This is a genomic window from Novosphingobium sp. fls2-241-R2A-195 (assembly GCF_030209485.1).
Classification (GTDB): domain Bacteria; phylum Pseudomonadota; class Alphaproteobacteria; order Sphingomonadales; family Sphingomonadaceae; genus Novosphingobium; species Novosphingobium resinovorum.
Window position 1 is genome coordinate 281,305 of the sequence record NZ_JARVRY010000006.1, and the last position, 23,973, is coordinate 305,277.

22 protein-coding genes are annotated in these 23,973 nt (G+C 65.4%); 6 read left to right on the plus strand and 16 right to left on the minus strand.

What is annotated here, in order from left to right:
• Positions 1-58 precede the first annotated feature (58 nt).
• Entirely contained in the window at positions 59-799 is a 741-nt protein-coding gene (locus QRN25_RS06675; RefSeq protein WP_285018142.1) for an SDR family NAD(P)-dependent oxidoreductase, read from the plus strand.
• Positions 800-802: 3 nt separating this feature from the next.
• Here QRN25_RS06675 and QRN25_RS06680 read toward each other — a convergent pair whose 3' ends face one another.
• The 3 genes from QRN25_RS06680 to QRN25_RS06690 form a co-directional block, all read right to left on the minus strand.
• Positions 803-2,296, minus strand: coding sequence for an NCS1 family nucleobase:cation symporter-1 (locus QRN25_RS06680; RefSeq protein ID WP_285018144.1), 1,494 nt, complete (start codon positions 2,294-2,296; stop codon positions 803-805).
• 99 nt (positions 2,297-2,395) lie between these two features.
• Positions 2,396-2,917: a GNAT family N-acetyltransferase gene (locus QRN25_RS06685; RefSeq protein ID WP_285018145.1), complete on the minus strand. Its 522-nt coding sequence runs from the start codon at positions 2,915-2,917 to the stop codon at positions 2,396-2,398.
• Positions 2,899-4,080, minus strand: coding sequence for an aminotransferase (locus QRN25_RS06690; RefSeq protein ID WP_285018146.1), 1,182 nt, complete (start codon positions 4,078-4,080; stop codon positions 2,899-2,901). Before QRN25_RS06690 ends, QRN25_RS06685 begins: the two co-directional genes overlap by 19 nt.
• 209 nt (positions 4,081-4,289) lie before the next feature.
• On the opposite strand from QRN25_RS06690, the gene QRN25_RS06695 reads away from it, so the two are divergent.
• The 3 genes from QRN25_RS06695 (at position 4,290) to QRN25_RS06705 (ending at position 7,766) form a co-directional block, all read left to right on the plus strand.
• Complete coding sequence (locus QRN25_RS06695; RefSeq protein WP_285018148.1) at positions 4,290-5,336, plus strand: sensor histidine kinase; 1,047 nt, start codon at positions 4,290-4,292, stop codon at positions 5,334-5,336.
• Between the two features lie 122 nt (positions 5,337-5,458).
• Positions 5,459-7,387: an ATP-dependent zinc metalloprotease FtsH gene (gene ftsH, locus QRN25_RS06700; protein WP_008829529.1), complete on the plus strand. Its 1,929-nt coding sequence runs from the start codon at positions 5,459-5,461 to the stop codon at positions 7,385-7,387.
• A 175-nt stretch (positions 7,388-7,562) separates the two neighbouring features.
• Positions 7,563-7,766 (plus strand): hypothetical protein, encoded by a 204-nt coding sequence (locus QRN25_RS06705; protein ID WP_285018151.1) that lies wholly within the window; start codon positions 7,563-7,565, stop codon positions 7,764-7,766.
• Between the two features lie 18 nt (positions 7,767-7,784).
• Here the strand turns inward: QRN25_RS06705 and QRN25_RS06710 are convergent, their stop codons facing one another.
• The 12 genes from QRN25_RS06710 to QRN25_RS06765 all read right to left on the minus strand — a co-directional run bounded on the left by QRN25_RS06710 (position 7,785) and on the right by QRN25_RS06765 (position 19,757).
• The gene (locus tag QRN25_RS06710) at positions 7,785-8,846 is read right to left on the minus strand and encodes a DUF3667 domain-containing protein (protein ID WP_285018152.1); all 1,062 of its coding nucleotides are present in this window, start codon (positions 8,844-8,846) and stop codon (positions 7,785-7,787) included.
• A gap of 72 nt (positions 8,847-8,918) precedes the next feature.
• On the minus strand, positions 8,919-9,644 hold the full coding sequence (locus QRN25_RS06715) for a ParA family protein (RefSeq protein ID WP_350224237.1): 726 nt from the start codon (positions 9,642-9,644) through the stop codon (positions 8,919-8,921).
• A gap of 167 nt (positions 9,645-9,811) precedes the next feature.
• Entirely contained in the window at positions 9,812-10,156 is a 345-nt protein-coding gene (gene rpoZ / locus QRN25_RS06720; protein WP_008829533.1) for a DNA-directed RNA polymerase subunit omega, read from the minus strand.
• 241 nt (positions 10,157-10,397) lie between these two features.
• A complete protein-coding gene (locus tag QRN25_RS06725) occupies positions 10,398-11,459 on the minus strand; it encodes a phosphotransferase (RefSeq protein WP_285018158.1) in 1,062 nt (353 codons plus the stop codon).
• Positions 11,456-12,670, minus strand: a complete 1,215-nt coding sequence (locus tag QRN25_RS06730; RefSeq protein WP_285018159.1) for an acyl-CoA dehydrogenase family protein — start codon at positions 12,668-12,670, stop codon at positions 11,456-11,458. The genes QRN25_RS06725 and QRN25_RS06730 overlap by 4 nt, the downstream gene beginning before the upstream one ends.
• On the minus strand, positions 12,670-13,230 hold the full coding sequence (locus QRN25_RS06735) for a VOC family protein (RefSeq protein ID WP_285018160.1): 561 nt from the start codon (positions 13,228-13,230) through the stop codon (positions 12,670-12,672). The genes QRN25_RS06730 and QRN25_RS06735 overlap by 1 nt, the downstream gene beginning before the upstream one ends.
• 120 nt (positions 13,231-13,350) lie before the next feature.
• Positions 13,351-14,793 carry a dihydrolipoamide acetyltransferase family protein gene (locus tag QRN25_RS06740; RefSeq protein ID WP_285018161.1) on the minus strand — a complete coding sequence of 481 codons (1,443 nt, stop codon included), beginning with the start codon at positions 14,791-14,793 and terminating at the stop codon, positions 13,351-13,353.
• Between the two features lie 13 nt (positions 14,794-14,806).
• On the minus strand, positions 14,807-15,820 hold the full coding sequence (locus QRN25_RS06745; RefSeq protein WP_285018162.1) for an alpha-ketoacid dehydrogenase subunit beta: 1,014 nt from the start codon (positions 15,818-15,820) through the stop codon (positions 14,807-14,809).
• 17 nt (positions 15,821-15,837) lie between these two features.
• Positions 15,838-16,827 carry a thiamine pyrophosphate-dependent dehydrogenase E1 component subunit alpha gene (locus QRN25_RS06750; RefSeq protein WP_285018164.1) on the minus strand — a complete coding sequence of 330 codons (990 nt, stop codon included), beginning with the start codon at positions 16,825-16,827 and terminating at the stop codon, positions 15,838-15,840.
• Between the two features lie 151 nt (positions 16,828-16,978).
• Positions 16,979-18,187: an acyl-CoA dehydrogenase family protein gene (locus QRN25_RS06755; RefSeq protein ID WP_285018166.1), complete on the minus strand. Its 1,209-nt coding sequence runs from the start codon at positions 18,185-18,187 to the stop codon at positions 16,979-16,981.
• Complete coding sequence (locus QRN25_RS06760; protein ID WP_285018168.1) at positions 18,187-19,350, minus strand: thiolase family protein; 1,164 nt, start codon at positions 19,348-19,350, stop codon at positions 18,187-18,189. The genes QRN25_RS06755 and QRN25_RS06760 overlap by 1 nt, the downstream gene beginning before the upstream one ends.
• Positions 19,347-19,757 carry a Zn-ribbon domain-containing OB-fold protein gene (locus QRN25_RS06765; RefSeq protein WP_285018317.1) on the minus strand — a complete coding sequence of 137 codons (411 nt, stop codon included), beginning with the start codon at positions 19,755-19,757 and terminating at the stop codon, positions 19,347-19,349. The genes QRN25_RS06760 and QRN25_RS06765 overlap by 4 nt, the downstream gene beginning before the upstream one ends.
• Before the next feature lie 164 nt (positions 19,758-19,921).
• Between QRN25_RS06765 and QRN25_RS06770 the strand changes: the two genes are divergently transcribed.
• On the plus strand, positions 19,922-21,556 hold the full coding sequence (locus QRN25_RS06770) for a GMC family oxidoreductase (RefSeq protein WP_285018170.1): 1,635 nt from the start codon (positions 19,922-19,924) through the stop codon (positions 21,554-21,556).
• A gap of 308 nt (positions 21,557-21,864) precedes the next feature.
• On the opposite strand, the gene QRN25_RS06775 is transcribed toward QRN25_RS06770, so the two are convergent.
• Entirely contained in the window at positions 21,865-22,638 is a 774-nt protein-coding gene (locus tag QRN25_RS06775; RefSeq protein WP_008829544.1) for a helix-turn-helix transcriptional regulator, read from the minus strand.
• A 167-nt stretch (positions 22,639-22,805) separates the two neighbouring features.
• On the opposite strand from QRN25_RS06775, the gene QRN25_RS06780 reads away from it, so the two are divergent.
• Positions 22,806-23,927: an acyl-CoA dehydrogenase family protein gene (locus QRN25_RS06780; protein ID WP_271181765.1), complete on the plus strand. Its 1,122-nt coding sequence runs from the start codon at positions 22,806-22,808 to the stop codon at positions 23,925-23,927.
• The last annotated feature ends 46 nt before the right edge of the window (positions 23,928-23,973 follow it).

Consider the following 23,973-nt stretch of genomic DNA (forward strand, 5'->3'; position numbering starts at 1 on the left):
TCGCGGCGGTCCCCCTCCCCATTGCGATGCAACGGGGAGGATGTCAGAACGAGAGCGCATGACCGAGACCCGCGTTCTCCTCATCGCCGGTGGCTCCGGCTCCATCGGCAGCGCCATTGCCCGCCTGGCTCTGGATCAGGGCTGGAAAGTCGCGCTTCACGGCCGCAGTCCCGAGAAGCTGCAGGACATGGTGGTCGATCTTTCCGATTTTGGCACGATAGACGGCTTCGCTGCCGACATATGGGAAGAGGACGCCGCCGAAGTCCTCGTTGCCGAAGTGGCCGAGCAATACGGCCGCATCGACGCGGTGATCGACTGCACCGCGACCGGCCCGCAAGGCATAACCGGCCTGTTCCCCGGTACTTCGCCGGAAGTCTTCGGCGATTTCCTCAAGGTTTCGGTCGGTTGGATCGAGCGGCTGGCCCATGCCGCCTACGATATGCTGGCGGAGCAGGGCGGAACGCTGATCGCCTTCGTTTCGGATGCGGGTATCTATGCGGCGCCGCGCCAGACGCTGATCGGCGCAGCACGGGCCGGAACCATAGGTTTCATCCGCAACTTCGCCGTCGAGGCAGCGCGCGACGGTATCCGCGCTCACGTCATCTCCCCGAGCTATGTCGAAGGCAGCGAGAGCGCGCGCCGCATGGGTTCCGAACGCATGGCCAGCGCAGCGCAGCGGGCGGGCCTCGGCCTCCCCACCGCCGAGGACATCGCTCCCCTGGCGCTGTTCCTGTGCGGCGACGGCGCGCGGCGGATGACCGGGCAGGTTCTGAGCTTAAACGGCGGCCTCAACGCCTGAACGTCAGGCCGTCTGCGGCTCCAGCATCGAAGGCGCGCCGCGTCCGCGCATCATCAGCGCATAGGACGCCAGCGCCACGCCCACCCCGACGAACCATGCGTAAGTGTAGATCACCGACCACACCTCTCCGAATCCGCCGAATAGGCCCGGCGCCGAAACCTTGAGAAAGCCGGGCACGTTGGGGGCGATGCCCAGCGCCAGCGCGATCAGCGCGCGCGGGTTCCAGCCATTGCCGTACACATAAGGGCCGGTCTCGCTGTAGAGGCCCTCGACGTCCAGCTTCGTCTCGCGCACCAGCCAGTAGTCGGCGATCAGGATACCGGTGATCGGCCCGAGCAGCGCGCCGTAGCCGGTCAGCCACGTGAAGATGTAGCCATCGGTACTGGCCATCAGCTTCCACGGCATGATGACGAGGCCGATCACCGCCGTGATCAACGCGCCGGTGCGGTAGGAAATGCGCGAAGGGCTCAGCGAGGCGAAGTCATAGGCCGAGCACACCAGGTTCGCCGCGATGTTGCACGACACCGTATCGACCGCGATCACGATCAGCCCCAGCAGCACGAACGGCCCCGACAGCGTACCCGCCAGCGCCACCGGGTCCCAGATCGCATGGCCGTAGATCACCACTGTCGCCGAAGTGGTCATCACACTGATCAGCGCGATCAGTCCCATCGTCGGCGGCAGGCCGAGCGTCTGGCCGATCATCTGGTCTCGCTGGGTCTTCGCAAAGCGAGTGAAGTCCGGAATGTTGAGCGCCAGCGTGCCCCAGAACCCGACCATGGCGGTCATCGATGGAAGCCAGACCGCCCAGAACTGCCCTTCCTTCGCTCCGCCCGGCCCGAAGGCGGACGGCGCCGAGAAGATCGGGCCAATCCCGCCGGCCGCATCGATCGCCCACCACAGTAGCGCCACGCACGCCACGATCTTGAGCGGCGCGGTCCAGGTTTCCAGCCGCCGGATCGTCAGCAGCCCCTTGCGCACGAACAGCAGCTGCACCAGCCAGAAGGCCATGAACGCCAGCAACTGGCCCAGCCCGATCCCGAAGAACGGCAGCGGCGTCCCCCGCAGGTCGGCGCCGAGGAAAATGCCCAGCAGCGTCAGCAGCGCCTCGCCCCCGATCCAGGTCTGGATGCCGTACCAGCCGCAAGCGACGAGCGCGCGAGCGAGTGCGGGAAGCCGCGCCCCCACGGTGCCGAAGGAGGCCCGCACCAGTACCGCGAAAGGCACGCCGTAGCGCGTTCCGGAATGCCCGATCAGCAGCATCGGCACGAGGATCACGACGTTGCCCAGCACCACCGTCAGCGCCGCCTGCGTCGCCGACATGCCCTGCTCGATCAGACCGGCGGCAAGCATCCACGTCGGAACGGCGACCACCATGCCCACCCACAGCGCCGCGAAGTGCCACCAGCGCCAGTTTCGCTGCGTTGCGTCAGTGGGCGCAAGGTCCGCGTTCCAGAGGGTGTCGTCCCCAGTTGCGTGCGTCTGTGCGTGATCCATCTGGCCCCCACCGGTGTCCGGAAAGGACGAAGAATGCCGCAGTGCAGCATGGCGTCAAGCCCCTGATTTCATCGCTCTCCGGCAGACGGAGAAGTACTTTCAGATCGGGCGGCGCATGTACCGCGCGTCCGGCCCGTAGCTGGCGAGCTTGCGCCGCAGGGCTTCGTCCGCAGCGACCGCCGCAAAGCCCTGACCCCGCCAGAACGCCAGGGTGTCGTTGACCGAAACCAGCGCAACCTCCTGCCCGCCAAGCGCGCGCAGGTCCGCGAAAAGCCGCCGTACTGCAGGACCTGCATGTCCCAGTCCGCGCGCGTCCGGATGCAGGGCAAGATCATGAAGGTAGAACGCCTCGCGCTCGTCCGGCAACGTGCCGAGCAGACTGTCGAGTGGAGGGATGGCCCCAAGCGGCCACGGATAAGCGACGAGGTAACCTTTCACGCCTGCCGTCACCGGATCCGCCAGCACGAAGCAGCCCGGCGCGAACAGCGCGAACCGCTCGGCGAAACACGCCCGCGCCTCGAAATGGTCGGGGAACGCCGTGCGCGCCACGTCCACGACGCCGTCGATGTCTTCGGCGCGCATCGGACGCCAGCGCAGGACGCTCACAGGCCGCGCACCCATGCGGAGATCCGCTCCAGCGCCTCGTCGAGCACGTCGTCGGGCTTGGTGAAGCACAGGCGCACGATATGACTCGGGGCGCCCTGCCCATTCTGGCCGCTCTCATACAAGGCGCTGACTGGAACCGTCGCCACGCCCGCCTCGCGCAGCGCCCGCTCGCTGAATTCGCGGTCGGTCAAAGCGATGCCGGATGCGACGAGGTCGATGCACAGGAACCACGTCGCCGCGTTAGGCAGGACGGTTAGCCCCGCCGCCTCCAACCCCGCCTTGAGCCGGGCACGGGAAGCAGCCCAATCGGCGTGCAATCCATCGAGAATGTCCGCCCGCTCCAGTCCTTCGGCGACAGCCCATTGAAGCGGCACCGCCGTCGTGAACGTGAGGAACTGGTGCACCCGCGCGAGCGCAGAATCGAGGTCTCCCTTCGCGGCCATCCAGCCGATCTTCCAGCCGGTAAGGCCGAAGATCTTGCCTGCCGAACCGATCTTCACGACCCGCTCCGCCATGCCTTCGCAACCCATCAGCGAGCGATGCACCGTGCCGTCGAAGCGCACCTGCTCCCACACCTCGTCGCAGATGGCGACAAGGTCATGGGCAACGCAGAACCGCGCGATCATGGCGAGATCGTCTGCGCTCGCCACGGTTCCGGCGGGATTGAGCGGGTCATTCAACATGATCGCGCGCGTCCGGGACGTCACCGCCGCCTCCAGCACCGCTGCGTCGTAGCGGAAATGCGGCGGCTGCAGCAGGACCGATACGGGTACGCCCCCGGCCCGCCGCACCATCGGCGCATAGGCATCGTAAGCGGGCTGGAAGAGGATCACCTCATCGCCCTCGGACACCAGCGCCAGCACGGCGGCGGCGATGGCCTCTGTCGCACCGGAAGTGACCACAACCTCGGACGGCGCCAGTTCCAACCCCTGCGTGCGGGCATAATGCGCGCAGACCGCTTCGCGCAGCGCGAGAAGACCGACGCTCGGCGGGTACTGGTTCGACTGTTCGTGCAGCGCCCGCGCCGCCGCATCCAGCAGAGGCGCAGGGGGCGGACCATCGGGAAAACCCTGCCCGAGATTGATTGCGCCGGTCTCACGGGCAAGCGCCGACATCCGCTCGAACACCGTCGTGCCCATGTCGGCGTAGACGGAATGGATGCGGGGTCTGGTCTTCATCGCCGGCTCTGCTCCGATAGGCTGCGCAGGCTCGGCCGATACCGTCATCTTGCGCAAAATGCACGATGCTCGCGCCAAAACCGACAAGAGAGGTCTGTGAACCCAGCGCCGCTATCCCCAGCATCGAATGAACGTTCCCTTTCGCGCGCCTTCCACATGCGATACCAAACCCATGCATGGATCGCGTAAAAAGGTGATTGAGGTCCGCGTTGAACAGCCTGAGCCGATTCACCGAGCGCCTGCCATTCCTGCCCGACCGGCCACTGGTCCGTTACACGGTGACCGTCGCACTCTGCCTGTTTGCTCTGTGGCTGCGCTGGTTCCTCGATCCCGCTTTCCCGCCCGGCTACCCGTTTCTGACCTTCTTCCCGGCGGTGATCCTCAGTTCGTTTCTTTTCGGACCGCGCCCGGGCGTCGTCGCCTCCGTCCTGTGCGGCCTCTTTGCGTGGTATGTCTTCATCCCGCCGCGCATGGCCTTCGGGTTCGACGGCGGCACGCTTACCGCGATGGCGTTCTACACGGGCGTCGTGGTGGTCGACATCGCGTTGGTCCACTTCATGCAGGCCGCCAACGCCCGCCTCCATCGCGCCCGAGAGGAAGTACGTGCGCTAGCCGAGGAACGCCGGCAATTGGCCGAGCGTGCCGAACTCCTGTTCCAGGAGATGCAACACCGGGTCGGCAACAACCTTCAGATGGTAGGCGCCGTTCTCTCGCTCCAGATGCGCACCCTAACCGAGCCCGTCGCCCGCCGCGCGCTGTCGGACGCGGCGGGCCGGCTCCAGGTCATCGGCAATATCCAGCGCCAACTCTATCACCAGGACGGCCGCCTCGTTCCGCTCGACCGCTTCCTCGGCGAAGTCTGCGCCAAGACCATGGCCTCCAGCGCCCGCACCGGGATCACTTGCGCGGTCGAGGCCCAGGAAGGCATTACCCTGCGCCCCGACAGCGCGGTTCCCGTCGCGCTGATCGTGACGGAAGCGATCGCGAACGCCCTCGAGCACGGCTTCCCCCAGCAGGAGAGCGGCGCGATCACCGTGCGCCTCGCACGCTTCGGTGACGGCGTGCTGCTACGGGTCGAGGACGACGGGCGCGGCCTGCCGCCCGGCTTCGATCCCGCTTCGGCGCAGTCGATCGGCCTGCGCATATCCCGTATTCTCAGTCAGCAGTTGGAGGGGCAGATTGTGCTGGAGAACGGCGCTCGCGGCACTCGGATGACGCTGGAACTGCCGCTTTCCCGCCTTGCAGAGACGGCCTGATGCGCCTCGGTACGCCCGGCATCGCGGATATCGCGCCGAAACGACGCTACTCCTGCCCTCGCTAACTTGTGATTCAGCGCCATACGCCTACATTGGAGCGCGAAAGGACGGATTCCCGCAAAATGAACGACGACCAGCCCAACGGCAACCCATGGGTCAAGAGCCTGCTCGTATGGGGCGGCATCTTCCTCGCGCTCCTGATGGTGGTCTCGATGTTCGGATCGCGTGCCACCACCGGCCCGGCGATTCCTTACTCCGACTTCCGCAGCAAGGTGGCCGAAGGCAGCGTCGCCTCGGTCGAGATTTCCGAAGACCGCATTGATGGAAAGCTCAAGAATGGAGACAGTTTCTCGACCGTCCCCGTTCCCAACGACCAGACCCTGACTGACCTGCTCCAGCGCAACGACGTCAAGTATTCGGGCAAGGAAGCCGAACAGGGCAGCCTGCTGCTCTACATCCTTGCGCAGACCCTGCCGTTCCTGCTGATCGTCGGCATCGCCTTCTTCGCGCTGCGCCAGGTCCAGAAGGGCGGCGGCTCGGGCGCGATGGGCTTCGGCAAGTCCAAGGCCAAGATGCTTACCGAGCGTTCGGGCCGTGTGACCTTCGACGATGTCGCCGGTATCGACGAAGCGCGTGAGGAACTGGAGGAAATCGTCGAGTTCCTGCGCGATCCCACCCGCTTCTCCAAGCTCGGCGGCCAGATCCCCAAGGGCGCATTGCTGGTCGGTTCGCCCGGCACCGGCAAGACCCTGCTCGCCCGCGCCATCGCCGGTGAGGCAGGCGTGCCGTTCTTCACGATCTCGGGCTCCGACTTCGTCGAGATGTTCGTGGGCGTCGGCGCCAGCCGCGTGCGCGACATGTTCGAGCAGGCCAAGAAGAACGCGCCGTGCATCGTCTTCATCGACGAAATCGACGCCGTCGGCCGCCACCGTGGCCACGGCCTCGGCAACTCGAACGACGAGCGCGAGCAGACGCTGAACCAGCTCCTTGTCGAGATGGACGGCTTCGAGGCGAACGAGGGCATCATCATCATCGCGGCGACCAACCGCCCCGACGTGCTCGACCCCGCGCTGCTGCGTCCGGGCCGCTTCGACCGCCAGGTCGTGGTGCCGGTGCCCGACATCGAGGGCCGCGAGAAGATTCTCGCCGTGCACATGAAGAAGGTACCGCTGGCTCCCGACGTGAACCCCCGCGTAATCGCGCGCGGCACTCCGGGCTTCTCCGGCGCCGATCTCGCCAACCTCGTCAACGAGGCTGCCCTGCTCGCAGCGCGCCGCAACAAGCGCCTCGTTGCCATGCAGGAGTTCGAGGACGCCAAGGACAAGGTCATGATGGGCGCGGAACGTCGCTCCATGGTCATGACCGAGGACGAGAAGAAGATGACCGCCTACCATGAGGCAGGCCATGCCATCGTCTCGCTGAACGAGGCGGCTTCCGACCCGATCCACAAGGCGACGATCATCCCGCGCGGCCGTGCGCTGGGCATGGTCATGCGTCTGCCGGAGCGCGACAGCTACTCCTACCACCGCGACAAGATGCTCGCGAACCTGTCGGTGGCGATGGGCGGCCGCGTGGCGGAAGAACTGATCTTCGGCTACGACAAGGTCTCGTCGGGCGCCTCCTCGGACATCCAGTACGCCACCAGCCTGGCGCGCTCTATGGTCACCAAGTGGGGCATGTCGGACAAGCTCGGCCCGATCCAGTACGAAGATAGCCAGGAAGGCTACCTCGGCATGGGCGGCACCCAGCGCACCATGGGCTCCAGCGAGACCAACCAGTTGATCGACAGCGAAATCCGCGCTCTGGTCGATAACGCCCACGCTCGCGCGACGCAGATTCTCAAGGATCAGAACGTGGCGCTGGAAACCTTGGCGCAGGCTATGCTCGAATACGAAACGCTCTCAGGTGACGAGATCAAGCAGCTTCTCGAAGGCGGTCAGATCGACCGCCCGTCGGAGCCGCGCGGTCCTTCGGCGGCACGGCCGTTGTCCGGTTCGGCCATCCCCAAGGCAGGCCGCCGCTTCACCGGCACGGCGCCGCAGGGCGCCTGAGCGGGAAAGACAAGGTTCTCCCCAAAAGGAGAATGCAGGAGGGGCGTCAGACGCAAGTCTGACGCCCCTTTGCGTTTGCACCTATTGCGGAGTTTACATCTGATCTTTTTGCTGCCTCGCCGCCACCGCAAGTATAGTATCGCAATGCCGGACATTCACGAAATGCGAGGACGCTATGGCCCAAGTCGAGATATATGACGGCGAAGGCGACGAGTTGCTCTTCACCGGCCAGTTCGATTTCCTGCCCCGCGCCGGTGAATCGATCGCCAGGAATACCGACGATTACTTCCATTACTACGAAGTCATCGACGTGTGGCACCGCGAAGACTCCGAAGCTGGCAGGTTCCAGGCATGCCTGGCGGTCAAGATCGTCGACTGATCCCCTCAGCCAAATGACTTACATGCTGGTCTGTGCCATGATCAGCGTAAAGAACACGCCGAGCGCCATGGCGGCAAAGACCAACAGCACACCCGTTCGCCACAGGCCGCCGAACCGCCCGACACCGTAAGCCCCGCGCAGCTGGCGATACATGTGTAGCGGCGGCGTTAGAATCAGCAGGGCAATCAGACCACCTGCTCCCACGGTGCTGGCGATCATCCCCACGATCGCCAGAAGCGTCATGAAGCACAACGAATACGTCACGAAAACCGTGTGGTCGTAAAGATGGAAGCGCCGGCTGAACGGAAACAGCAGCCACAGGAACGGCACCGAGATCGGAATCAGCGCCCAACTGTACTTATAGGCGTAAGTCTGAAGCTTGTAGCTCGCCAGATCGGGGTTGGAGCGGAACTTCTTTATCGCTTTATCGAGCGCCGGAATGTCACTGACCTTGCGGGCGGGATCCACTTTCAGGTCCACATTCTCGGCTTTCAAATCGCGTAAAGTGTCGAGCGCCGCGCGTCTTCCTTCCAGTTGCGATTCGAAGCTCTCGATCGGCTGGCCTTTCGCGATCGCCGCCTTGCGCGTGCCCTCGATCCCGGCGATCTCGCCTTCGAGCCGCTTTATGTTGGCTTCGAGGCCCTGCGAATTCCCGGTTTGCGTGGCAGGTTCCTCGTGGCCCTCGGTCGCGTGGAACACCGCGAACATCAGAAAGACGCAGAACAGGAACAGCGCGATCGGTGACACGTAGCTGGCGCGGCGACCATCGACGTATTCGCGCGTCAGGCGTCCCGGTCGCCACGCCAATAGTGGCACGGTACGCCAGATCTTGCCCTCGAAATGGAACACGCCGTGCAGCAGGTCGTGGAAGACAGCGCCGAGACTACGGTGAACGTGCGCCGCCTGCCCGCAAGCATGGCAATGCGACCCGGCGAGATGCGTCCCGCAGTTAAGGCAATCCGCCTCGTGGGTATGCCCATCATGCCTTTCGGCGCGCCCTGCGTGATATTCCGGCTCGATCGCCCCCGCCAGGGCGGCACCCTGCCCAAGCTCCGCCAGTCCTTCGCTGATCCCGCTCATGTTCGCCCCCGTTCAACGGAAACGAAACCTATGCCGGGATCGCAATCCGCGCAATGCGGCCGCGCACGTGGCTCAGCCCCTCTGACCCAGCTTTTTCTCAATCGCCGCCCAGAGCCTCCCGAATGCCTGAGCCGCAGTACTTTGCGGAGCCAGTACTCCGACCGGCTGGCGCTGAACGGCGCATTGTTCGACAACGCTGGCGTAAGGAATTGCCGGCCAGTTCGGGTTCGTCTCATGGGCCTGCTTGTGCAGCGCCCGGCGCATGTCGAGCATGGAGAGCACCGGCAGGATAGGCGGGTGCCGCTTGGTGTTCCCGGCAATCTCGCGCACGACGAGATCGAACGCACGCGACGAAAGTGGAGATGGTGGCAGCGGCACGATTACGAGATCCGCAGCGCGCACGACCTGCGCCGACAACTCGTTCATGACAGGCGGACAGTCGAGAATGATTCGGGGGTAGTCGGCCGAAAGCTCTTCTGTCAGCTTTGCCAGCCGTTTGCGCTTGCCGATCTTCACCAGTTGCGCATCGAGCGCACGGATCGATTCATCGGCGGGAAGCACGTCCAGCCGCTCGAACGCTGTCGGCTGGATCAGCCGGGTTGCGGGTCTTTCTCGCGCAAAAACCTCTTCAGCAAGCCGCGTTTCCTGCGGTTCAAGACCATAGAGAAACGCCGAGCCGCCTGCCGCGTCGAGGTCCCACAGCAAAGTACGGTGGCAGCTCTGCACCGCCGAAGACCATGCGAGATTGGCCGAGAAGGTCGTCTTCCCTACCCCGCCCTTGACGCTGTAAATGGCTATCGTAGCGCCCCTGCACTCGACAGCTGATCCCGAGGGGAGCTCGGACGCAACGAGGGGACCGGCCCTCTTGGGCGGTCCCCCGGTCAATCCGATAATACGAGGCAGTTTCGATTTTCCGGGCACGCCCGTATCGTTGCCTGCAGCAGGGCTGCAGTCAACGGTTACGATCAGCCGTCGTAATCGCCGCCCAGCGAAGTGTTGCGGGTCGGGGCCGACGCGGTGATGCGCAGGGCCTCGGCCGACTGGCTGAGCGAGCCCACATCGTCCATCTCGTCGTCGTCGTCGGGCAGGACGCGCTGCATCGAGGTGACCAGCGTTTCCTTGAGGTTCTTGGGAACCACGGTTTCCTCGGCGATTTCGCGCAGGGCGACGACGGGGTTCTTGTCGCGGTCGCGATCGATGGTCAGTTCCGCGCCGCCCGAAATCTCACGCGCACGCTGCGCAGCGAGAAGGACGAGGTCGAAGCGGTTGGGGATCTTGTCGACGCAATCTTCGACAGTAACGCGCGCCATGGGCACTCCCGGTAAAGAATCTATGGGATCGGAAAGGCCGCCAATTAGGGTGTGAAGGCGCGAAAGTCAAGGAAATCGGCGCGCGTCATCCGTGACCGGCAGGCTACCCTGAGGTGGGTGTCATCGGCAGGGGCTTCGACAGGCTCAGCCTGACCCTTCGACAAGCTCAGGGTGAGCGGGGTTGAAAACAGGTCTTCAAATCCCGCCCAGGCTGAGCCTGTCGAAGCCCCATCGCCAGACGCTACCCGCGCGTAAAGCTCAGCGCCAGCCTTGCCAGTTCGGGGAAGGCCTCGGCCCGCTCCTTCGCCTGCGCGTTGGACGCCGTGCCCCGGATCACCCGGCCCTTGATGCCGTGGAAGATCGCGGCGAGGCGGAAGAAGTTGAACGCCATGTAGTAGCGATAGTCGGGCAGACCACCGCGGCCGGTGCGGCGGCAATAGGCGGCGACGTAGTCTTCCTCGCTCGGGATGCCCAATGCGGCGATGTCCGCACCGCCCAGTCCCGCCACGATGTGCGGCGGCATGTGGTACATCATCGCGTTGTAGGCGAAGTCCGCCAGCGGATGCCCCAGCGTCGAGAGTTCCCAGTCCAGCACCGCCAGCACGCGCGGCTCGGTGGGGTGGAAGATCATGTTGTCAATGCGGAAGTCGCCGTGGATCACGCTGGAGGCGCCGTCGTCCGCCGGCATGTTCGCTTCGAGCCAGGCGATCACCGCGTCCATGTCCGGATTGCGGCCTGCCGCCTCATCCTCGAAATACTGCTTCGACCAGCGGCCAACCTGCCGGGCGAAGTAATTGCCGGGCCTGCCGTAATCGCCCAGCCCGATCGCCTCGGGATCATAGGAATGGAGTTGCGCCATCGTCGCGTTCATCGCATCGAACAGCGCGGCGCGCTCCGCGTTCGAAACGCCGGGGACGGTCGCATCCCAGAAGATGCGCCCTTCCACCATTTCCATCACGTAGAACCAGGTGCCGATGACCCCATCGTCTTCGCACAGGCCATAGACCTTTGCCACCGGGAAGCCCGCGCCGTGGAGCGCGGAGAGCACCTTGGCCTCGCGCTCCACCGCATGGGCGCCCTTGAGCAGCTGGCCCGGCGGCTTGCGCCGCAGGACGTAGCTGCGCGAAGGCGTCACCAGCTTGTAGGTGGGGTTGGACTGCCCGCCCTTGAACTGCTCGACGCTCAGCGGACCGGCGAAGCCCGCGACATTGGCTTCCAGCCAGGCGGTCAGCGCCGCCTCGTCGAAAGCATAGCCCTCGCGCACGGCGGTGGTGCCCGAGTTGGCTTCAGCAACGTCGCTCATGCGGGCTCGGCTTCCTTTGCAGCCGCTTCCTGCGCCTTGCGCCAGTCGCGACGGATCTTCTTGGCGAGGCTCCACTTGTGGACTTCGGTCGGGCCGTCATAGATGCGGAACGCACGGACTTCGCGGAACACCTGCTCGACGATGGTGCGTTCGGTAACGCCCGTGCCGCCCATCACCTGCACGCAGTTGTCGGCGATCTTCATCAGTGCTTCGGACACCGAGACCTTCGCCATCGAGCTCTCCACCGTGCCGAGCGAGCCGGTGTCGAGCACCGAGGCGCACCAGTCGATCATCAGTTCGGACTGCTTGATGAGGATTTCGTTCTCCGCCAGCATGAAGCCGACGCCTTCGTGCTCGATCAGCTGCTTGCCGAACGCCATGCGGCGGCAGGCATAGTCGCTGGCGATCTCGTGCGCGCGGATGCAGCAGCCCAGCCAGCGCATGCAATGCGAGAGGCGCGCCGGGGAGAGGCGGATCTGGGCATACTTGAAGCCCTCGCCCGGATCGCCCAGCATATGCTCGGCCGGCACGCGCAGGTTGTCGATGGTCAGGGTGGCGTGGCCGCCCGGCATCGAGCTGTCGATGGTGTTCGGCACCTCGTCGATGCGGATGGCATCGTCGGGCAGGTCCACCAGGAACATGCAGGCGCCGCCCTTGGTGTCTTCCTCCGCCGAAGCCGCCATGACGATGCCCACCATCGCGCCCTGCGCGCCGGTGATGAAGGTCTTGCGGCCGTTGATGACCCAGTGGTTGCCATCCTTGTGGCAGGTGGTCTTCATCATCGACGGGTCGGAACCGGCCCCGCCCCATTCGGCGGGCTCGGTCATGAAGAAGGCGGAGCGGCCCTTGCCCTCGACCAGCGGCTTGAGGAAGCGCTCCTTCAGTTCCGGCGAGCCGACGTGGCCGATGAGGTACATGTTGCCCTCGTCGGGCGCCATGGTGTTGCAGGCCAGCGGGCCCAGCGGCGACAGGCCGGACTTGATGAGCACAACCGCCGTCTCGCGCTGGTTGAGGTGCGATCCGTCGGCGCGGATGTGCGGGGTGAGCACGCCGGCCTCACGGGCGTGCCTGCGCAGTTCCATAAGCAGTTCGTCGGTCGGCGCGCCATGATGATCGCGGCGCGGGTCCTTCTCGTAGGGGACGACCTTTTCACGGACGAAAGCCTCGACCTTGTCGGCCATGTCGAGGGCGTATTGGGAAATCTCGCTCATTATTGCAACACCCGGATCGGATCGGAGCCATCCCAGTCGCGGGCAGCATCCTTCATCATCTGAAACAGACCTTCGGTGTCGGTAAGCGGCTGAAGGTATTCGATTACGTGGCCGGGGCCCTGACCGGGATCGACATAGATCACCTCGCCATCGGCGCCGACCTTGCCCTCCACGATCACCTCGGCGCCGGCTTCGGCGCAGGCCTTGCGGGCTTCGGCGATCGATTCAACGAAGACGCAGACGTGGTGCAGGCTATCGCGCACCGCATACTCGCCCGAATAGAGCGAGGGGGCATCGGAATCGGTCTTGATAAGCTCGATCTGGATGTCCCCCCAGTAGCCGATGGCCATGGTGAACGTGGCATCGGTGGGCTGGCCCTTGTACTTCATGTCGTCGAGCCGCACGTCGTTGAGGACGAAGAACGGGCCGACGCCGACCGTTTCGATCCAGTATTTCATGGTCGCATCGAAATCGGTCGGGAAATAGGCGAGTTGGATCACGTCGCCCAGCCGCTTGAGCGGGCCGGGCTTCACGACGGTTTGGGTGGCCTCTCCGGTCATTTTCTGTCCCTTCAAAACTTCGTCATCCCCGCGAAGGCGGGGACCCAACTGATGACGGTGCAACCTGCACCCTCAGGAGATGGGTTCCCGCCTTCGCGGGAATGACGGGGAAGTGTGCAATCACGCGCCGAACAGGCCCTCGGGCGCCTCGATCAGACCCTTGAGCGTCTGCAGGAACTGCGCGCCCGCAGCGCCATCGATGGCCCGGTGGTCGACCGAGAGAGTGAAGGAAATGCGGGTTTCGAACGCCACATCGCCGTCATCCGTCTCCACCGGCTGGCGCAGCGCCGCGCCGACGGCGAGGATCGCGCCCTGCGGCGGGTTGATGATCGCATCGAAGTTCTCGATCCCGAACATGCCGAGGTTGGAGACGGAGAAGGTGCCGCCGTCCATATCGTCCATGCTGAGCTTGCCGGCCTGCGCCTTGTCGATCAGGCGGCGGGTTTCCACCGCGATCTGGTCGATCCGCATCAGGTTGGCCTGACGCACCACCGGGGTGACGAGGCCCTTGGGGCTGGCGACCGCGATCGAAACGTCGGCGTGCGGGAAGCGGTGAATTTCCTGCCCGTGCACCTGCACGTTGACGTCCGGGTGCTTCGCCAGCGCCATGGCCGAGGCCTTGACGATCCAGTCGTTCACCGAAGCCTTGCTGCCCAGCACGACATTCGCGGTCTTGCGCATCGCGATCAGCGCATCGGCGCTGGCCGACATGCGCAGATAGAAGTGCGGAAGCTCCTGCTTCGCCTGGGTGAGCCGCTGAGCGACGACCTTGCGGACGCGGTCGAAAGACACGACTTCGGGGCGGTTCTCACCGGCCACGAATTCGGGCGTGCCGATGCCGCCGACCGAAGCCTTCGGTGCAGGGACGAGCGCCAGCACGTCGGCCTTGGAGATGCGGCCGCGCGGGCCGGTGCCGGTGAGGCCCTGCAGCGAGAGCCCGTGCAGCGCGGCGATGCGGCGGGCAAGCGGCGAAGCGAGAACCTTGAGGTCGTCCGCCTCGACGGGAACCGTGCCCTTGAGCGAGGGAGCACTTGTCCCGCGCAGCGCCTTCACCACGTCCTGATGGGTGATGCGACCGCCACGGCCGGAACCCTCGATACCGGCGATATCGACGCCCTCTTCTTCCGCGAGGCGCAGGGCTTCGGGGCTGATCGGGCGGTTGGTGTCGATCTTGATGCGCTGCTTTTCGGGAGCCGGCGCAGCAGCGGCAGCCGGAGCGGGCTCCGGCGCCCTGGTCTTCTCGGCGCCCTTGGCGATGCCGCCTTCAGCCGGCTTGAAATCGGCCACGAAGGCGTCGATCTCGGCGTCCGAGTGCGAACCCTCGTCGAACACCGCCAGCAGCGCGCCGACGGGTTCCTCGCCCGCGCCGCCGCCCACGATGATGCGGCGCACGGTGGCTTCGTATTCGGCCTCGACCTCGTTGGTGATCTTGGCGGTTTCGATCAGGCACAGCGTCTGGCCGCGCTTGAAGGTTTCACCCTCCTTCACCATCCATTCGGCGATCGTGCCTTCGGTCATTTCGATGCCCCACTTGGGCATCGTGAATGCGCGGATGCGACTCATGTCAGCGCTCCCCTCAACGGTATTCGAGCGTCTTGCGCACGGCAGCGGCGACCTTGGCCGGGCTCGGCAGGTAGGCGCTTTCCAGTTCGCGGGCGAACGGGACCGGCGTGTGCGGCGGGGTCACCATCTCGATCGGCGCCTTGAGGCTGGCGAAAGCCTTCTGGGCGACGAGCGCGGAGATGTCGGTGGCCAGCGAGCAGCGCGGCGGAGCCTCGTCCACGACGACGAGACGGCCGGTCACTTCGACCGAGTCGAGGATAGCTTCCTCATCCAGCGGCGAAGTGGTGCGAAGGTCGATCACGTCGCAGCCGATGCCGTCCTGCGCCAGATCGTCCGCCGCCGTTTCGGCATAGCGCACCATCATGCCGCTGGCGACGATCGTCACGTCCTGCCCGGCGCGGGCGAGGCGGGCGTGGCCGAAGGGGATGCAGAAATCCGGGTCTTCGTTCACTTCGCCGCTCATAGCGTAGAGGAACTTGTGTTCGAGGAAGACCACCGGATCGTCATCGCGGATCGCCTGGCGCAGCAGGCCGCAGGCATCTTCCGGGGTGGTGGGCATGACCACCTTGATGCCGGGCATGTTGGTGACGAACTGCGAAATCATCTGGCTGTGCTGCGCGGCCGCGTTGTAGCCCGCGCCCACCGGCATGCGGATCACCGCCGGACAGACCGACTTGCCACCGAACATGTAGCGGAACTTGGCGATCTGGTTCCAGAGCTGGTCCATGCACACGCCGATGAAGTCGGCGAACATGATCTCCGCCACCGGACGCTTGCCCGCGAGGGCAAGGCCACCCGCCGCGCCCATGATGGCGCTTTCGCTGATCGGGGTGTCGATCACGCGGCCCGGGCCGAACGCCTCGTAGAAGCCGGTCGAGGTGGACCAGATGCCGCCGATCGCCTCGGGGCCGCCGGCCGTGCCGTTGCCGCCGACAACATCCTCGCCCAGCACGACGACGCGCTCGTCACGCTGCATTTCCTGGAAGATCGTGTTGCGGATGGCATCGCGATACATCATTTTTGCCATGGGTCTCGCTCCTGCCGTCAGTAGCTGATGTAGACGTTTTCGAGGACGTTCTCGGGCTGCGGGCGCGGTGCGGCGCGCGAAGCCTGGACGGCATCCTCGATGGCCTTGAGGGATTCGGTGTCGATCGTGTCGAGATCCACGTCTTCCAGCAGCTTCGCGCCAGTGACGCTGGCGCGGAAGATCTTGAGGCAATCGCGCTCGGCACGCAGACGATCGAGTTCGCCGTCGCCGCGATAACGCTGCGGATCGCCTTCAAAGTGGCCGAAGAAGCGCTCGGTGTCGAACTCCACGGCGGCCGGGCCGTTGCCGGGGTTGCGGACATATTCCAGCACTTCGCGGAAGGTGTCGTAGACGGCGAAGAAGTCGGTGCCGTCGCCGCGCCACACCTTCATGCCGAACGCTTCCGCGCGGCTGGCGATGTCCCTGGTGGTGCCGACCGCGTAATCGACGCCGGTGTGCTCGGAATAGTGGTTGTTCTCGAAGACGAAGATCGCGGGCGCATTGGTGACGACCGCGAGGTTCATCGCCTCGAACGTGGTGCCCTGGTTGCAGGCGCCGTCGCCCGAGAAGGCGATCGAGACGGCCAGCTTGCCGTTCTCGTCCGGACCATCGATCTTGTTGGAGATCGCCGCGCCCACCGCGATCGGCGCGCCGGCGCCGACGATGCCGTTGGCGCCCAGCATGCCCTTGTCGATGTCGGCGATGTGCATCGAGCCGCCCTTGCCGTTGCAAAGGCCGTCCTGGCTGCCCCAGATTTCCTTCATCATGCCGTCAAGGTCGCAGCCCTTGGCAAGGCAGTGGCCGTGACCACGGTGGGTGGAGACGATCTTGTCGCGCGGCGTCAGGTGTTCGCACACGCCGACCGCGACCGCTTCCTGCCCCGAATAGAGGTGGGTGAAGCCCGCGATCTCGCCGGTCTGGATCTCCTCGTGGAGCCGTTCCTCGAATTCGCGGATCAGCTTCATCTGCCGATAGGCGCGCGTCAGCGCCTCGCGGTTCAGCTGCATCAGGGATTCCTCTCGTAGATGGTGTTGATTTCGGGACAACACCCGTTCGTCATTGCGAGCGAAGCGAAGCAATCCAGGGCGGAGCCATGCCGCTCTGGATTGCCGCGGCCCTGCGGGCCTCGCAATGACGAGGAAGGGTGGAGGAGAATGCTCACAGACCCAGCACCGACTTGGCGATGATGGTGCTCTGGACTTCGTTGGTGCCGCCGAAGATGGTCCACGCGCGGCTGTTGAGATAGCGGGCCGAGGCGACCTGCGCGGCCTTGGAATGGACGGCGGCGGGCGCGTTGTCGCCATAGAGCGGGCGCGCGGTTTCCAGCTGGAGGCCGGCGGGGCCGTAGAGGTCCACCGCCAGCAGATCGATCTCCTGCCGCAGATTGGACGCCAGCAGCTTGGTCAGCGAGGTCTGCGGTCCGGCTTTGCGGCCCTTGGCGATCTCCGAGATGATCTTCAGTTCGATCATCTCCAGCGCGTTGACCGAGAGACGCGCCTTCGCCACGCGGCGGCGCCAGTCGGTCTGGTCGGCGAGGATACCGCCCTTCCCATCGCTCTCGTCCTTCGCGGCGGCTTCGATCTGGTCGAGATCGTAGCCGAGCTTGGGCGCGTGGCAAGAACCACCGCGTTCATTTTCAAGCAGAAACTTGGCGATCGTCCAGCCATCACCCTCGCCGCCGACGAGGTTCTCGGCGGGGACCATGACGTCCTCAAGGAACACCTGATTGACCTCGTGGTCGCCCGCGTTGGTCAGGATCGGGCGCACCGAGACGCCGGGGCTGTCGAGGTCGATCAGCAGGAACGAGATGCCCGCCTGCTTCTTCACCTCGGTGTTGGTGCGCACCAGCGTGAACATGCGGTTGGCGTGGTGCGCGTGGGTGGTCCAGATCTTGGAGCCGTTGACGCGGTAGTGGTCGCCCTCACGAATGGCGCGGGTCTTGAGGCTGGCGAGGTCGGACCCGGCGCCCGGCTCGGAAAAGCCTTGGCACCAGTAGTCCTCGCCCGAGAGGATGCGCGGCAGAACCTCAGCCTTCTGGGCATCGGTGCCGAAGTTGTAGATCACCGGGGCGAGCAGCTTGAGGCCGAGCACCGTCAGGTTCGGCGCGCCGGCGGCGGCGCATTCCTTCTCGAACAGGTAGCGCTGCAACGGGGTCCAGCCGGTGCCGCCATGCTCGGCGGGCCACTGGTAGCCGAGCCAGCCCTGCTTGTTGAGCACCGCGTTCCACGCCTGTCCGATCTCCGGCTCAACGAAGACGGACGGGGTAGCCGCCGCGCCTGCCTTCACCTCGGCAGGCAGATTGTCGCGCAGGAAGGCGCGGACGTCATCGCGGAAGGCAGCGTCTTGAGGGGAAAGTTCGATATCCATCAGCGTTCCAGAATGGTGACTGCAGAGACGCCCGGGGCACCGTAGACATGGCTGTATGCCGTCTTGGGCGCATTGGGCACCTGACGGCCGCCGCCGTCTCCCCGCAGTTGCACGACGTTTTCGTAGACCTGGCGCAGACCCGATGCGCCGATCGGCTCGCCACAGGCGAGGCAGCCGCCGTCGGTGTTGACGGGCAGCGCACCGCCCAACTCGGTGCGGCCCTCGGCCAACCACTGCTCCTGCTCGCCATCGGCGCAGAAGCCGTTCTCGGCCATGTGCATCAGTTCGGCGCCCGCTTCGGTGTCCTGAAGCTGGGCGACGTCGATGTCGCCCGGGCCGATCCCGGCAAGACGATAGGCATCGGCCGAGGCGATGCGCGAGGCGGTTCCGCGTGGGGCCCTGTCATCGGCCACCACGTCGACGCTCGGCGCAAAGACTTCGAAGCTGGCGGGCGGGCGCGTGCGCATGGTCGCGGCCTTGAGCCGGATCAGCGGCTTGCCCAGTTCGCGCGCCTTCTTCTCGCTGGCGAGGATCAGCGCCACGCCGCCTTCTGCCGGCGAGCAGAACATGTACTTGGTATAGGGATCGCTCACCAGCGGCGCTTCGAGGATTTCCTCCAGCGACACCGGCTGGCGGCGCCACGCATGCGGCGCGTGGACGGCGTTGCGGAACGCCTTTTCCGAAACCAGTCCCAGCGTCTTCTGCGAGATGCCGAACAGGCTCATGTAGCGCATGATCTTGGCGGCGAAGAACTGCGTCGTCACCATCTGGCCGACTTCGCCGTACCAGTCCGGCAGGTTGTATTCGCTCGGCAGCGCATTGAAGGCGCCGCGCGGGTGCTTGTCGAAGCCAACCGCGAGGCCGAGGTCGAACTCGCCCGACTTGATCGCCATCTGCGCCGAGAACAGCGCCGATCCGCCCGCCGCACAGCCGTTGCGCACGTTGATGAACTGAACGCCGGTCAGGCCGAGGCGATCGACCATCGTGTCCGGATTGCCCGCCGCATCCGAGCTGCCATAGGCGAACTGGACCTGCGGCCACTCCACGCCCGCGTCGGCCAGCGCCTCGCGCACGGCATAGACGCCCTGATCGACGCCGGACAGGCCATCGGTCCGCCCGAAGCGGTGGATGCCGATGCCGACGATGCACACGTCGCCGCTCATGCTGCGTCTCCTGCTGCCGAAACCGATACAGGTACGTAGGCGGGGATATAGGGGCTGTCCGAGAGGTCCGGGTTCAGCGGCGACGGCGCGAAGCGCACCGGCATGCCGACCTTCACGTCCTCGAACGCGACGTCGTTCAGCCGCGCCTCGACGATCACCTGCCCCGGCAGTTCCACATAGGCCACGACCCACGGCGCGAACGCCTCCGGTCCGGCGTAAGGCGGCGACTTCGGGCGGAAGCGCTGCACGGTGTAGGACCACAAGGTGCCCTCGCTCGCCAGCGGCACCGGCTCGAAAGTCGGCGAAGTCGGGCACGGGAAGACGATCCGGCCGGTTTCCCGGTCCTTGCCGCCGAGCAGACGCGGGGGCGTCTCTTCGGTGAACAGGCCATCGGCTATCGGTTTCATCACGTTCTCAATCCTCTGGCCCAATCCTCAGATCGCTCGGCCCGTTGGTCAGGCCCGGTCATGGAATCGGTTTAAGCGCGTCCCCGCAGCATTTGTGACTCACCAAAACGATAGGATAGCCATTGCGCTAGTTCGTGCGAGGCATGGCCCCGGGAGAAACAGACATGCCGAAGCAGTGGGACTACATCATCGTCGGCGCTGGCAGCGCGGGCTGCGTCATGGCCGAACGCCTCAGCGCGGACGACCGCGCGCAGGTTCTGGTGCTGGAGGCGGGCGGCGAGAACGACAACTTCTGGGTCACGCTGCCCAAGGGCGTCGCCAAGCTGGTCAAGAAGCCCGAGCACATGTGGGCCTATCACGTCGCGCAGCCCCGCGACCCCGGCGCCAATGATCCAGGCGCGGGCGAGGTCTGGATTCGCGGCAAGGGACTCGGCGGCTCCTCCTCGATCAACGGCATGATCTGGAGCCGGGGCGAACCGGCCGACTACGACGCCTGGGAAACCGAGGCCGGCGCCACCGGCTGGAACGGCGCCAGCATGACCGAGGCGTTCAAGGAACTGGAGGACCACAAGGCCGGCCCTGCGCCCATGCGCGGCAGCGGCGGCCTCGTCCGGGTGGACCCGGCCTGTTACACCTACCCACTGGCGGAACGCATGATCGAGGCAGGCGAATCGCAGGGCCTGCGCCGGGTGGAAGATCTCAACGGCACCCCCGGCCCGCGCGTCGGCTATTACAGCCACAACATCCGCAAGGGTAAGCGCGATTCCTCGGCACGCACGTATCTGGCGGCGGCGCGCAAGCGGGCGAACGTCACCGTCGTCACCGGCGCGATGGCGGATCGCATCGTCTTCGACGGCACCCGCGCCGTGGGCCTCGACGCCACGGTGAACGGCAAGCCCGAGCACTTCGCCCTGACCGCAGGCGGAGAGATCGTCGTCAGCGCGGGCGCGATGGAAAGCCCGCTGCTCCTCCAGCGCTCCGGCATCGGCGATGCGGCGCGGCTGGCTGCGGCGGGCATCCCGCTGGTCGCGCACTCACCGGACGTAGGCGAGAAGATGATCGAGCACCTCTCGCTCTCGATCCCCTTCCGGCTGGACCACGGCAAGGGGACGAACAAGAGCTTCTTCGGCATCGGCGCGGCCTTCGCCATGCTGCGCTACCTGCTGCGCGGCGACGGCGTGCTGGCGACCGGGCCGTTCGAGGTCGGCGCCTTCTGCAACGTCGCCCATCCCGACGGCCGGACGGACGCGCAGTTCTACCTCGGCGGCTACACCTTCAAGGTCGGCGACGACAAGGATCCGGTGCCGCTCGACAAGATCGACCCCAAGCCCGGCGTCACCATCTACGGCCAGCTGCTGCGCCTCACCAGCGAGAGCAGCGTACGCGCGACCGGTCCCAAAGCCAGCGATGCACCCGAAATCCTGCACAACTTCCTGACGACCGAGCATGATCGCAAGTCCGCGATCGCCCTCGTCCGGTCCATGCGCGACTATGTCCGAGCGGGACCGCTGGCCAACATGGTCGGCGAGGAACTCGTGCCCGGTGCGCAAGTAGAGAGTGACGAGGATGTGCTCGCCATGTTCCGCCGCCTGTCGAGTTGCGGGCTCCACGCCATCCGCTCATGCCGCATGGGCTCGGACCCGGATGCCGTGGTCGATCCGCGCCTGCGGGTAAACGGGGTTCAGGGCGTGCGCGTAGCCGATTGCTCGGTGATGCCGTGGCATGTCACCGGCAATACGAACGCGCCGGCCATGGCCGTGGGCCTGCGCGGGGCGAAGCTGATGCTGGAAGAACGCTGATCCTTCAGAGGATCAAAGGTGGCGACCATCGCTCAGCGCGATGCGTCGCCCGCCCCTTTACGGCCTAAAACCCCACCGAATTCAGTATCCACGAACGTAGCGGAGCAAAAAGCGCCGCAAAGGCGGCAAAAATCACCAGAAGCTTGAATAGCAAGGCCGTATGCATCTTGCGTTCCACGGGCATCCCTCTCTCGTTATGTTGTAAGCCGAGTGTAACAAGAAATTCGGCTTGGGAAAGAGGGTAACGCAAAGCGTGCCGGCGATGCCTCGCCGACATTCATAAATCATCGTTATTTCAAAACGCTACGTCAGTTCTGGAGAGAAATGTAGCCCAGCTGCGCCGCCTTGAAGACGGTCTGGCTACGGTTGACCGCGTTCAGCTTGGTCGCGGCATTGTGAATGTGGAAGCGCACCGTCGCGCGGCTACGCGACATGATCATGCTGATTTCCAGATCGGTCTTGCCGATCGCAGCCCAGCGCAGACACTCGACCTCGCGCTTGGAGAGGCGGGATTCGGGCGGCAGTGCCTGCGTCGAACCCATGACCTGCACATAGGTCGCGATGAACGTGCGCGCATAAAGACCCAGCGCGTCCGAATAGCGCGCGAAGTCTTCCGAAAGATCGGTCTTGTCGCGATCGAGCGGGTTGAAGCTTACGGCGCCGATCTGGCCGAACGGCAAGTGAACCGGCACGCCGATCGCCGCGCGGGTCAGCGAGCGCGTCTCGAAATTGGCGATGTCGATGGAGGACAGGTAGGCGTTGCGCTCCAGCGTGCGGAAACCTTCCGCATTGGCCCAGAACGGCTGGCTTTCGAACCGGCACGCGGTAGTCAGCGGACTGTCGAGGGCAATGCGAGAATTGCGCCACCAGACGCGGTCGCCGTCTTCCCACCCGAAGACTTCCGTGGCGAGCAGGTTGCCATCGGCATCGACCGGCGTGCGCTTGTCGGCAATGTCGTGCGCGGGCGCGGCCCGCATGCCGCATTCCATGGCGATGCGATGCAGGGCCTCGGCTGCGGGGCGGATGCCTTCCGGCGACGTCACGCGGACGGCGTCGATGTTTTCCTGTGACAGAAGTTGCATTGATGTCCTCTCGAGGCTCTTCCTTAGCCCCCTGACTCCGGGGGCACAATCGCTTGAAGCGCGGAATTACCGCGTTTTTATGACTAGCCTTTTGCCCAGCGGTAACAGGCGGCCTGCTGGTGATAGAACCGCCACTCAAAGGGGGAACATCCCTGCGGGAGTGGACTGTGAATTTCGACCTCAGCGAAGACGAGGAAATGCTCAAGGCCCTGACCGAGCGCTTCGTCACCGACCATTACGATCATGACAGCCGCCGCGCCTTTCTGGCGGAGCCCAACGGCTTTTCGAGCGCCAACTGGGAACTGCTCGGCGAACTCGGCCTGATCGCAGCCCCCTTCCCCGAAGAAATGGGCGGATTGGGTCTCGATGCGACCGGAATTGCCACCGTTTTCGAGGCACTGGGTCGGGGGCTGGTGGTCGAACCGCTCGCGGAATCAGTGGTCATGGCCGGCCGCCTCTTCGCGGCCACGGCCCCGGCATCGCTTCAGGGCGATTGGCTGGATGATCTGCTGACCGGCAGCAAGCGCCTGGCACTCGCCCATGCCGAGGCCAGCGCACGCGGCGGGCTCGACTGGGTGGAAACCACGGCGACCACTACGGGAGACGGCTGGAAGCTGACCGGCTCCAAGCCCTATTGCGTCGCCGGGGGCGGTGCCGACGGCTACATCGTTTCGGCGCGCATATCCGGCGAGCCCGGCGATAATGCAGGTGTCGCCCTGTTCCTCGTGCCCGCGGCCAGCCCCGGCATCTCTGCCCACGACTGGCACATGGCGGACGGCAGCGTGGCCTGCTCGCTGGAACTCGGCGACGTGATCGTGCCCTCCGGCAACAAGCTCAGCGACGACGGACTTGCCGCCATTGCCGCAGCCAGCGATCTCGCCGCCCTTGCCCGCAGTGCCGAAGCGCTGGGGATCATGGAACGGATCTTCGCGGAAACCATCGATTACCTGCGTACGCGCGACCAGTTCGGCTCTGCACTGGGCTCCTTCCAGGCGATCCAGCACCGCATGGTCGCCCAGTATGCCGTGATCGAGCAGAGCCGCGCGCTGCTCAACCTTGCGCTCGTATCCTGGGGCAGCGACGAGTTCGCAAACGCCGTCCACGGCGCGCGAGCCTACATCGCCGAAGCCTCGGTGACGCTGGGGCACGAGATGATCCAGTTCCATGGCGGCATGGGCGTGACCGACGAGCTCGCCATCGGCGGCGGGCACAAGCGCCTGCTGGTGCTGTCGCGCTGGCCGGAAGGGCCGTTGGCCGCGCTTGATCGCTATGCCGGGCTGCTGAACTGACCGTAACCACAACCTGACGAAAGGGGCGGCACCGGCAACGATGCTG